This is a genomic window from Leptolyngbya sp. BC1307, assembly GCF_002286735.1.
Lineage (GTDB): Bacteria > Cyanobacteriota > Cyanobacteriia > Phormidesmidales > Phormidesmidaceae > Phormidesmis.
Genome location: NZ_NRTA01000001.1, coordinates 283,623 through 294,697 on the forward strand (window position 1 = coordinate 283,623; position 11,075 = coordinate 294,697).

The 11,075-nt window shown below is 53.3% G+C and carries 11 protein-coding genes and 2 riboswitches; of the genes, 3 read left to right on the plus strand and 8 right to left on the minus strand.

Features of this window, described 5'->3' with window-relative positions:
- Positions 1–40: 40 nt before the first annotated feature.
- Genes CKL79_RS01310 through CKL79_RS01335 form a run of 6 tightly spaced genes read right to left on the minus strand, consistent with a single transcriptional unit; the run spans position 41 to position 5,397 of the window.
- Positions 41–1,198, minus strand: a complete 1,158-nt coding sequence (locus CKL79_RS01310) for an MSMEG_0565 family glycosyltransferase (protein ID WP_240518582.1) — start codon at positions 1,196–1,198, stop codon at positions 41–43.
- A complete protein-coding gene (locus CKL79_RS01315) occupies positions 1,176–2,189 on the minus strand; it encodes a sll0787 family AIR synthase-like protein (RefSeq protein WP_121967792.1) in 1,014 nt (337 codons plus the stop codon). The genes CKL79_RS01310 and CKL79_RS01315 overlap by 23 nt, the downstream gene beginning before the upstream one ends.
- A gap of 5 nt (positions 2,190–2,194) precedes the next feature.
- Positions 2,195–2,713, minus strand: a complete 519-nt coding sequence (locus CKL79_RS01320) for an MSMEG_0567/Sll0786 family nitrogen starvation N-acetyltransferase (protein WP_121967760.1) — start codon at positions 2,711–2,713, stop codon at positions 2,195–2,197.
- A gap of 14 nt (positions 2,714–2,727) precedes the next feature.
- Positions 2,728–3,819 (minus strand): MSMEG_0568 family radical SAM protein, encoded by a 1,092-nt coding sequence (locus CKL79_RS01325; protein WP_121967761.1) that lies wholly within the window; start codon positions 3,817–3,819, stop codon positions 2,728–2,730.
- Between the two features lie 3 nt (positions 3,820–3,822).
- Positions 3,823–4,872 (minus strand): Nit6803 family nitrilase, encoded by a 1,050-nt coding sequence (locus CKL79_RS01330; protein WP_121967762.1) that lies wholly within the window; start codon positions 4,870–4,872, stop codon positions 3,823–3,825.
- A 42-nt stretch (positions 4,873–4,914) separates the two neighbouring features.
- Positions 4,915–5,397, minus strand: a complete 483-nt coding sequence (locus CKL79_RS01335; protein ID WP_121967763.1) for an MSMEG_0572/Sll0783 family nitrogen starvation response protein — start codon at positions 5,395–5,397, stop codon at positions 4,915–4,917.
- Positions 5,398–5,695: 298 nt separating this feature from the next.
- Between CKL79_RS01335 and CKL79_RS01340 the strand changes: the two genes are divergently transcribed.
- From CKL79_RS01340 to CKL79_RS01350, 3 genes are all read left to right on the plus strand, one after another.
- Positions 5,696–6,979, plus strand: a complete 1,284-nt coding sequence (locus tag CKL79_RS01340; protein WP_121967793.1) for an MSMEG_0569 family flavin-dependent oxidoreductase — start codon at positions 5,696–5,698, stop codon at positions 6,977–6,979.
- A gap of 129 nt (positions 6,980–7,108) precedes the next feature.
- The gene (locus CKL79_RS01345; protein WP_121967764.1) at positions 7,109–8,164 is read left to right on the plus strand and encodes a malate dehydrogenase; all 1,056 of its coding nucleotides are present in this window, start codon (positions 7,109–7,111) and stop codon (positions 8,162–8,164) included.
- A complete protein-coding gene (locus tag CKL79_RS01350) occupies positions 8,157–8,693 on the plus strand; it encodes a hypothetical protein (RefSeq protein WP_121967765.1) in 537 nt (178 codons plus the stop codon). The genes CKL79_RS01345 and CKL79_RS01350 overlap by 8 nt, the downstream gene beginning before the upstream one ends.
- Here CKL79_RS01350 and CKL79_RS01355 read toward each other — a convergent pair.
- Positions 8,690–9,895 (minus strand): agmatinase family protein, encoded by a 1,206-nt coding sequence (locus CKL79_RS01355; RefSeq protein ID WP_170943919.1) that lies wholly within the window; start codon positions 9,893–9,895, stop codon positions 8,690–8,692. The two genes, CKL79_RS01350 and CKL79_RS01355, sit on opposite strands and share 4 nt — an antisense overlap.
- A gap of 157 nt (positions 9,896–10,052) precedes the next feature.
- Positions 10,053–10,163, minus strand: a riboswitch (guanidine-I (ykkC/yxkD leader).
- A gap of 282 nt (positions 10,164–10,445) precedes the next feature.
- Positions 10,446–10,556, plus strand: a riboswitch (guanidine-I (ykkC/yxkD leader).
- A gap of 273 nt (positions 10,557–10,829) precedes the next feature.
- Positions 10,830–11,075 (minus strand): transposase (locus CKL79_RS01360; protein WP_170943920.1); only part of this gene is annotated, 246 nt, incomplete at its 5' end.

Here is an 11,075-nt window from a genome sequence, read left to right on the forward strand (position 1 = left end):
ACGCTTAAATTAGCTGCGCTTGCTGTAGTAATGCTTACCGTTAAATGGACTGAAGCTGCCGGTAGAGATCGAGGTGCATCTGCGCTGAGGTTTGCCAGCTATAGCGCTGGGTGATGGTCTCAGGGCTGATCGGGCGCGGTCTGGGCTGTGTGATAGAGAGCATTCCAGCGGCGATCGCCTCTACATTTTCTGGCTCTACCAAACAAGCCTCCTCAGATGAGAGAAATTCGGTAAAGGGCGCTCGGTTAGCAGTTAAGACAGGGAGACCGGAGGCGATCGCTTCCAGTACCACCAGTCCCCACCCTTCTTTAACTGAGGGAAAGACAAACGCATCCGCCAGCCGGTACAACGCTGGCAGCATCTCATCTGGAACCACGCCTGGTAAAACCAAAGCCTCTTTGAGGTCATCGACTTGAGCGATGGCCATAAACGCATCTCGATAGTCCTGATAGTCGAACAACGTTGCCCCGCCCGCGATCACCAGTTGAGCCAATGGCTGGGTCGCTCGAACCTGTTCAAACGCCTGTAGCAGCCGAATCGAATTTTTGCGGGGCTCAATTCCGCCTACCGTCAGATAAACCGGCTGTCTGTTAATCCCGTAGGTTTCAGCGACCAGATTTTCTAATCCATCGGGCTCAGTGGAGAAGCGATCGCTCACGCCATTGATCACCCGATGCGCTGCTATCCCATACTCAGTTTTCAACACCTGTTGCCATAGGTCGCTCACACACAGACAGCGATCCGGCTGATAGATAGACTTTTCCTGACAGTCTTGCAGGTAAGGACTGCGAAAACTCTCAATATGGTGAACTGTCCGTAAAAAGTGAGGTATGTCCCCCTTCTCTCTCAGCAGCGCCAACGCATTTGCACTCAAACAATCCTGCGCATGATAAACATCAAACCGCTGCAAAAGCCCTTCAAAAAATAGAACAAACTCACCAATTCGCTGTTTGATCAAACCATCAATATCTCCCTCGTAAGGGTCAGCTGGCACCGCGCACGTCTGAAAATCGACCTGGCGGTGAAATCCTTGACCGTCCTTATCTAGCGCAAACACACAGGGCTGATGACCCAGCTTACACAGGGCGTCTGCTAGCTCCAGCGTATGTATAACGCTGCCGCGAGGTTTTGTAGAATAGGTTAATAATGCGATCCGAAGAGACATATTAGGAGCATTATGGAGTGCGGTCGTTGCCATTTTTAGCGCGATCGCCAAACCCCGTAAATGGCCAAGCCAGATCCCAAAACAGCTGCTGCTCTCCCTCGTGTTGCCAGTAGACCTGACTGCCGGACGTTACCATCCCAATCGACTCGCAGGCTAGCCCCTGAGCAACAAACATCTCTCGCACCTGAGCCACATTTTCAGGCGGTACGCTCAGCAAAAAACCAAAGCTAGGAAAGCTAATCAGCCACTTATGCCAGGTAGCTTCTACCGGATGTGGCACCTGATCAAGATTGAGACTTGCGCCACAGCCCGACGCCTCAGTCAGCATCAACAGCGTTCCGGCTAGGCCGCCCATGCTGATATCTTTTCCCGCGTGAACTAACCCAGTCTCAGCCAGTTGCGGCAACAGGTCTAACTGCGCTCTAAGCTGGCCAGGATCAGCCTCAGTCGCCGCATTCCAAAAGGGATAATCGCCGTAATACTGACCGGCCAAATTTACCACCATCACCAGCTGATCACCCGGCTGCGCGTCAAAGCTGGTGATGAGGGAGCGCGATCGCCCCAAAATCGAAACCGCTAGGCCGGTGTAGGAACTATGGCAGTTGGTATGTCCGCCAACAATTGGCACGCCGTAAGCTTGAGCTGCTGCCTGCATTCCTTCCCACAGCAGTTTGCTCTTGCTGGGCGATTTACTCCACAGCGCATCAACGACTGCAATCGGTACCCCGCCCATCGCAGCGACATCCGAGATATTCACCATGATTGCGCACCAGCCCGCAAACCACGGATCTTGTTCCACTAGCTGCGGCCAAATGCCCTCCGCCGCCAGCAGCAGATAGCCCTCGCCATCAGGAATCGCCGCGCAGTCGTCACCCAGGCGAATCGGCGCAGCATCTCGACCCTGCACATATTGACCAATAGCCTTTGCTGCCGTTTGAATATCTTGCTTTTGTAAAATGCTCAAGGAAGTCTGCAGAGAGGCAATCAAGTCAGAAAGGACGGCAGCCTTAGGCATGTTAGTCATGACCATCAGGCTACTAACCCAATGGGTAGTGCCGGACGCTGCTGATCGCTAGGAGGATAGTAGTCTAGGTCGGCCTGCATCAGGTGATGGGGTCGCTCTAGGATGTCTATTTCCTCAAGACTATCCCAGTGAAGTCGGGTAAAAAAGCGAACGTTTTGCAGCTGAACTGTAGCGAGAAATCGGTCGCATCCCCAAGTATTCGCCGTGGTCACCGCTTTTTGAATCAGCCCTTTGCCAATCCGCCAGCCGCGCCGAAAGTCAGGATGTACACCCAGGCGTCCGCCATACCAGAGCCGGGGGGCTTGTTCGTAAATTCTCACGACGCCGACGACTCGGCCTGGCTGATTGGGTTCGTGAGCGATCGCCACAATCGGATAAGAGCGCTCATCAATCAAGTCTCGATCATGCTGTTCAAACAAACCCTGCTCTTCACAAAAGATCTGTTGTCTAAGCGTAAAATAATCAGTGATGTCCGCTTCTGAGAGCGCTAGCTGAAAGCTATAGGTTCGTTTAGGCGTTGTCATAGCAAAATTCGTAATTAAGCCTCAAAACTGGAGAGAGCCGAACAAGCCCCGCACTTAGCGCAGCCCGCTTTGATGTCAGCAGACAGCAGATTAGCCTGCTTTAGCCGTGCGCCAATGGTTTGGTACAGGTCGAACATAAACGCACTATCGGGGGGTGATTGCCCTGCCAGCGGCGTGCCGACAATGGGCACAAACGGCACCACAAAGGGGTAAACGCCGATATCGATCAGGCGATCGCTGATCTCCAAAAGCGTCTCTTTACTATCGCCCAGCCCCGCCAATAGATAGGTGCTCACTTGCCCCCGACCAAACACTTTTACTGCCGCTGCAAACGCTGCAAAGTAATAGCTCAGCGGCACTTTCGCCTTACCGGGCATAATTCGCGCCCTGACTGTCGGATCTGCCGCCTCCAGGTGCATGCCTAAGCTATCAACGCCCGCCGTCCGCAGCCGCTCAAACCAGCGAAAGTCATTGGGCGGCTCACACTGTGCTTGAATTGGCAAGTCTCTCACCCGAGCGCGAATTGCTCGCGCACAGTCCGTCAAATACGCGGCACCCCGATCTGTCGTATTCGGCGTGCCAGTAGTCATAATCATATTCTCAACGCCGTCTAGCCGCACCGCTGCTTCAGCGACTTCGGCGAGCTGCTCCGGCGTCTTCTGGGCAATGGTTTTTCCGGCGTCAAGCGATTGGCCAATGGCGCAAAACTGGCAGGCAGTTTTTCTATTTTCGTAGCGAATGCAGGTTTGTAAGACGGTGGTTGCCAGCACATTGTGGCTATGCAGCAGCGCGATCTGCCAGTAAGGAATGCCCTCGGTCGTTTGCAGGCTGTAAAATTGGGGCTGCTTGGGAAAGTCGATGGAGGCAACCGTTTTGCCATCGTGGGTCAGGGTGGATTTACCGGTGGTGCGATCGCGCCCAACCGCATAGGGAGAACTCGCCGCTCCATCTGTATATACCGGCACCATCACCGTCGTCCCGCCCACTGTCACCGCTTTGTGGTCAGAAGGGCCAGCGCCCCCTTGACGACCCAATGCGCCAACGGTGTCAACAACCAGGTTAAGTCCTTGCGTTTGTAGTTCAGTGATGACCTGTTGTTGATTCATAGATTAAGAGAGAAGAGAGGGAAGCTCTTGATCGGGCTGAGGGATGAGATCGGGCGGGGAAGAGGCGACTACAGCTTCTTCAAAACCGGCTCCAAGAGCAGTTTCGGCGGGGAGCTTGTCGCTGGCAGACATTATTGTCGTATAGGCACGATTATTGACCTGAAGCTGAAATAAATCGGGGCGAGCGTAGTGACCGACTGAGTCCATCATGCGCTTGCGCTTGGTGATGAGAGAGAAGTCAAGATCGGCGATCGCCATGCCCTCCCCCTCACAGATCGGCTCACATAAATGCACGCTCTCAGGGCTAATAATTGCCGTATAGCACCCGCCCTGCAGCACCTTTTGCAAGCCTTCATTCGGCGCAATCTGAGCGATCTGTTCCGCCGTTAGCCAACCGGTTGCACTGACGACAAAACATCCCGACTCCAGAGCGTGATGGCGCAACGTTACCTCTGTTTGTTCAGAGAAGATATTGCCAACCATAGAGCCCGGAAACTGAGCGCAGTGAATCTGCTCATGCGCTGCCATCAGGCTGTAGCGGGCCAGCGGGTTGTAATGCTCCCAGCAGGCCAGTGCCCCTACCCTGCCCACAGCCGTATCACAAGCCTTTAGCCCCGCGCCATCCCCCTGACCCCAAACCATCCGCTCATGGTAGGTGGGTGTCACCTTACGACGCTTGAGCAGGCAGCTACCGTCAGCATCAAAGATTAACTGGGTATTGTAAAGAGAGCCATGGTCTCGCTCATTCACGCCCAGCACAATCACCATTTGGTGCGTCTTAGCCGCCCGGCTAACCGCTTCAGTCACCGGGCCAGGGACGGTCACGGCTTCCTCATAGAGCTTCATATGCTCTTTTCCCATAAGCACCGCTGGCAGCACAAAAGAGAAATAAGGGTAGTAAGGCACAAACGTCTCTGGAAAAACAACCAGCTCCGCACCTGCTTTTGCCGCGTCCTCAATCGCCTGCAACACTTTTTCCATCGTGCCCGACTGACTGTGTAGCACAGGCGCAATTTGTACAGCGGCAGCTCTTACCGTTCGAGCATAGTCCATGAGAAAGCCTCTCTCCCCAGCTTGTTCTGCCCCCAGATTGTTCTACATAGTCCAGGTATCGAGAATAAAGGCATTCTCTTTACGGTGCATAAGAACAATGTCCAGCACGTCTAGCGGGCTGATGGGCTTAATGCCAGGAATCAGAGAGGGCTCGCCGTGGCCATAGAGTGCCTGCAAAGCAAACCGGCAGGCATAGACCTTGCCCCCATCTTCGATGATTTTAACCAATCGATTGTTCATCGCCAGATGGCCAGGAAAAGCTTCGTCATTCAGCTTGGGGAAGCCTCGCTGTACGCCTAATGTTACGCCAGGACCATAGAGCAGCACCGACGTGTCAAATCCTTTGCTCATCAGGCGGCTCACCTGCAAAAGATTGACCAGACCAATCGATCCTTCAAAGGCGACTGTATGGAAAGTAACAAGGGCTTTCTCTCCCGGGTCGGCCTGAACATCAGGAAATACTTTCTCTTCGTAATCTACAAAAAAATCGCCTGCCTTGTGCGCGGCGGTGGTTACTTCAGGCATCTAAATTCACTCCCAAGTGATGAGCTGAGTACAGGTTATGAGGTCAACAATTGACTGCTTGTATCTGTTGTTACAAAGCCATAAAGCCTGACGGTTGGGACAGCGCGGTTCATATCGGCACCTGTACAAAAAGTCAGGTCGGTCGCTGTCAGGCGAAGCTATTCTGCCATCAAACCGGCAGCTATCCCTGTCCATAAAGCGAGACTTAGCGCTCTAGTAACAGCGTATACAAGCGGCTTTAGATCTCCCGCTTATCGTGAAGACCATGAAGGATCAATCTGTTTGCACCAGTAGCACTATGCAGTCACATTTTCCGGTTGTTATTGTCGGGGGTGGCCAGGCGGGGCTATCTGTCAGCTACTGCTTAAAGCAAAAAAATATTGACAGCATTATCTTTGAGAAAGACAGTGTCGCTCACTCGTGGCGTTCTAAACGATGGGATTCGTTTTGTTTGGTGACGCCTAACTGGCAGTGTATGCTGCCGGGCCATCCCTATGCTGGCGGCGACCCTCACGGCTTTATGCAGCGGGACGAGATTGTTCACTATGTGGAGAGCTATGCTGAGTCTTTTCAGCCCAAGCTCAAGACCGGGGTAGCGGTTTTAAAGGTGCGCAGGCGTGACGCTGAGAGAGTGTTTGAAGTGGTTACGTCGGCTGGCACCTATACAGCCAATCAAGTCGTGATTGCTACCGGTGGCTACCATACGCCCAAGGTGCCGAGAATGGCTGAGCGGTTGCCTAAAAGCGTGGTTCAGCTGCATTCTTCGGCGTATAAGAATCCGGAGTCGCTGGGCGACCGGGCCGTGATGATCGTCGGCACAGGGCAGTCGGGCTGTCAGATTGCTGAAGATTTGCACTTGGCAGGTAAGCAGGTGCATTTGTGTGTGGGCGGGGCCCCGCGATCGCCGCGCACCTATCGCGGCAAAGACGTGGTCGATTGGCTAGATCAGATGGGTTACTACGACATGCCCATTGACGAACATCCGCAAAAAGAGTCGGTCAGGAGTAAGCGAAATCACTATGTCACCGGTCGCGGCGGTGGGCGCGAGATTGACCTACGACAGTTTCACCTAGAGGGTATGCAGCTCTACGGCAAACTCAAAACTATTAACGGCAACCAGCTCGAATTTCAAACCGATCTGAAGCAAAATCTTGACCAGGCTGACGATGTGGCCGAAAGCATTAAGCGCACCATCGATGGCTATATCCAAAAGCATCAGATAGATGCGCCGACAGAGCCGCCTTACCATCCTGTTTGGGAGCCGGAGACTGAGCCCTCAACTCTGGATTTGGAAGCGGCCAATATTGGAGCAGTAATCTGGTCTACGGGCTATCACACAGACTTTAGCTGGATAGAAATTCCGGCCTTTGATGGCAAGGGTTATCCGGGTCATGAGCGGGGGGTGAGCGCGATCGCCGGTCTTTACTTCTTGGGGTTGCCCTGGCTCTACACTTGGGGATCTGCTCGCTTTTCGGGCATTGCCCGCGATGCTAATCACATAGCAGACTGCATTGCGCTCAAACATAAGCTGCTGCCTGACCATGCGGCTAAAGCCGTCAACGCAGTAGCACTGGGTTCATAGCCGCCAGCCTAATCACAGTCAGCCAATAATAGTCAGCCAATAACAGCAAGTGAGTTAAGCGATACAGCCACTGCGCTTAGAAAGCGTTAGGGTCAGGAGAGATCGAGAAATCGCTTACTGAGGCGGCGTATGGATGTTTCTGTCATTGGGGCTAGCGGTGACTGCGGACGGGAGATTGTCTCGCGGCTGATTGCGCTAAGGGCACTGATGCCAACGGAGCGCCTACAGCTCGTCGGGCGGGCCAGCGGGCGCAGCAGCCAGATTCTCTACGGGCTGTGCAGTGACCTGAGCGATGCCTACGCCGAAAAAGCGCCGATGCTCGATGTGGCGCTGGCCCCCGAAGATATTGTGGCAGATGTCATTGTCATGGCGGCAGGTGCGACCGTAGGCGGCGAAACAGTCTCGCGCAAACAGCTTTCGGCGACTAATCTGCCGATTTTTGAAACCTACGCGCGGGCGATCGCTCAGCATGGCTACGGCCACGAAGTCGTCATTATTGTCACCAACCCAGTGGAGCTAGCGGTAGAAGTTTTTAGCCGTCATCTAGGGCGGCATCGCGTGATTGGCGTCGGGGCTTACTCCGACTCACTGCGCTTTCGGCGAGAGATTGCTGCCGATTTAGGCGTGCGCCGTCAGCTCGTGCAGGGCTTTATCGTCGGTGAACATGGTGAAGGCATGGTGCCCCTGTGGAGCAGCGTCAAAATTCATGGGATGACGGCAAACGAGCTGACTAACGCTCGCAGGCAGCTACAGCGCGATCGCACTGTCAGCCGGTTCCCTGAGGAAGTCGCCGCCGCCAAGGAAGTCGTGGTGGGCCATCTCAAGCAGGAAAAAATTCAGGAAGCCTACCACTATGTCGATAGCCTGCCGCCGGATCTGCGGGTGGTCGTAAAACCTTTTGTTACCCATGTATCAGGCGCTAAGACCATTTACGCCACAGCGAATGTCACCACCGATCTGGTGCAAAACCTGCTAGAAGGGCGAGAGATGGTGGTCTCCGGGCAGGTACAGCTAGACGGTGAATTTTATGGGATTCGATCGCCCTTTGGCGTCCCCATTGTGGTCACCCCCTTTGGCTGGACGCAAGTAGTCCCATTACAGCTATGGGCTGAAGAAGCCGATCTGCTGCAAAAGATGGCTGATCAACTCAACTCGCGACTCAAAGAGGACTTACACAGTGGCTGAGAAGACAGATGAGAAGACGACTCCCCCCAATGAGACTGTCCCCAGTGAGACTGTCCCCAGTGAGACTGCTCGGCGCTGGATTTTTGTTGTGCGCGTCTTAGACAAGCCCGGCACGTTAACCGCCGCTGCCGCCGTTTTTTCTAATCGGGGCGTCTCTCTAGAGAGCATTTTGGGCAGCGGCATTGGCGCGACGGCCATCGAAGACGGTCGGCTAATTCTCAACTTTCAGGCGACTGCGCCCAAGCAAGCGCTGCTGCACCGGGCGCTAGAGCGACTACCCTATACTTTTCGGGTCGATGCCTATGCCTATGACGACCCCAAGCTCAGAGCGATCGCCATTGCCAGACTCAGCACCAGCACTAAGTTACTCAGCGACGACGACAGCTACTCAGTCGAAACCATTGCCCAAAACGGCAGTGAACGCACCGTCATGTTCAATGGGACGCCGCTGGCGGTGGAGGCGGCGATCGCTCAGTTCCGCCAGCACAATCAGCTCAACGATGTCGTCATGTCCTACATCGCCATCTAAGACCAGGCTTCATCTACATTCATATTGGCTTCTTCATGAATATAGTCTGGCTTGCGCTGACGCGGCAGTTGACCCGAGAGGACTAAATGAGCCATCGCATCGCAAATGACCCGAGTAGCCATCAGCGCGGTCATATCGCTGACATCATAAGGCGGCGACACTTCGACCACTTCTATGCCGCAGACCGGCGCTTTAGCGACAATCTTCCCCAGCAAATAGAGCGCTTCACGCGGCAGCAGTCCGCCCGGCTCAGGCCAACCCGTTCCCGGCACAAATCCCGCATCTATACAGTCAATATCAAAGCTAATCCAAACGCAGTCGGTGCCATCTAAAGCTCGATCCAGGGCAAAGTCCACCGCCGCGTCCATGCCCATATCCATAATGTCGGTCACCGTCAGGATATTGGTCGCCCGCTCCCGGCAAACCTTAACGCCCGGACGAGGCACCTGCCAACCGCCGATGCCCAACTGCACCAAATTTTTAGCAGGCGCATTGGCCATATTCGTCGCATGAAACCAGGGACAGGTGTGCATCCGCTCATCTAGATCGGTTTCTTGCGTATCAACGTGGCGGTCGAAGTGAATGATGCCGACTTTTTTGTCTCCTAAATGGCGGCAGATGCCGCGCACCGTGGGAAAGCCAATGGAGTGATCGCCGCCTAAGAGAATCGGGAAAGCGCCTGAGCTAAAGACATGGGCGACGCCCTTAGAAATCTGGTCGAATGACTTTTCGTTGTTACCCGGAATTGTAAAAATGTCACCCACATCACACAGCTTAATCTGCTCCCTGAGGTCAACACCCAGCTCAAAGTTATAGGGCGTGTACAGCGCCGAAATTTTGCGAATGCCCTGGGGGCCGAAGCGAGTGCCGGGGCGGTAGGTCGTGCCAGAGTCATGAGGCACGCCCACAATAGCCACATCGTAGTTACCGACCAACCGAACGTCCTCTACGTAGGGAGCCTTCATAAAGGTGTTGATGCCTGCATAGTGAGGCAATTCTCCTCGGGAGAAGGTAGAGATAGTGCGATCGCGAATACTCGCCGCCGCCTCTAATCCATAGGTCAATCCCTGATCGACTTCCTGCTGCCACCCGGTCAAGGGCAAATGGCTCTCTAGCTCCAGCGCTCGCTGGGCTTCGGATTGAGCATCTAAAGAGCCATCCGGGTTCTGGAATACAGGATCATTAGAAGAGTCAGCTGTCATGGAAAAGCCTCAAGTGTCACGGAGTCAAGTAGAGATGTTAAGGGAGATGTTCAAAAAAATATTAAATAAACCGTTACCTATCAAAGCCTGATTATCTATGAAAAGAGCCCATTAAAAAAGCCAGAGAGAAACTAGAAGTGAGCGCCACTCCTAAAATTTCTCCCGGGCTTTTTTCCCGCCGTGTAAGTTAGCCATAAAAGCTAACTCGACCTCTCTCGGACCAGACATCGCACGGATAAGCCCGACCGGAACCCTAGAAGTCTTATGTTGTAATGGGCACTACTATAGAGTAAAGCCTTTTGATCGGTCAAGCCGTCATTTCCAGCACCTTGCCAAAGTGAGGGTATCGTAACAAGCCACAGAAAGGACGCTAATTCGTATCGGGCGACACTTTTATCCTTCAGACCTGTTGCTAAGTTTCAATCACGAGCAAAAGAAAACAGTTTTCCCTCTCAAAGGGATATCGCTCAAGCAGCGGTAGACTTTCGCTTTTTATTTGTCTTCTATAAGAGGATCGCGTCGGAACAGCTTATTAATTTGTTCAATTAACATAATTTGTTTCTAGGGTTCCGATCTTTTTCAATAAGATGTCTGGTCCGAGAGAGGCAGCCTGTGCGGTTTTTAGCCGCTGGGTTCACGGCGGGATAAAAGCCCGGGAGGAGCTACACCACTTTTGGTAAGTGGAGGTTCCCTCTCGGGCTTTTGTCATTTTTCGCTGTTGTTGTCTAACCCACTCCAACAGCACAACGTATACAGCTATCGAGTTTGAAACAGGAGATTCAATAGATGGAAAATCCGATTTTGTTTTGGGGAATTATTATATTCCTCCTGGGTACCTTAGCTCGACTTTATCCATTTTGCCAAATAGGAAAGCAGCAAGCACAATAGATTTGTCATAACCGGCTGGCTGCGAAATGGAAATACTAGTGGAGCGTCAGAGCTTAATTTGAGGATAAATGGAAATCAGTTTACACCGAGCATCCTCAACTTTCATTTGCCAGTCAACCCCTCGTTGAGTGTTGTTGATATCCGTTGACCAAGCCGCAATTTCGCTGCGGATGGTTTCGATATCCTCGAATCGTCTACCGTCAACACATTGACGGGTCATCGCGCTCAGCTCGTTCTCTGCGACATTCAGCCAACTGCCATGCTTCGGGGTGTAGCAAAACTCAATGCGCCG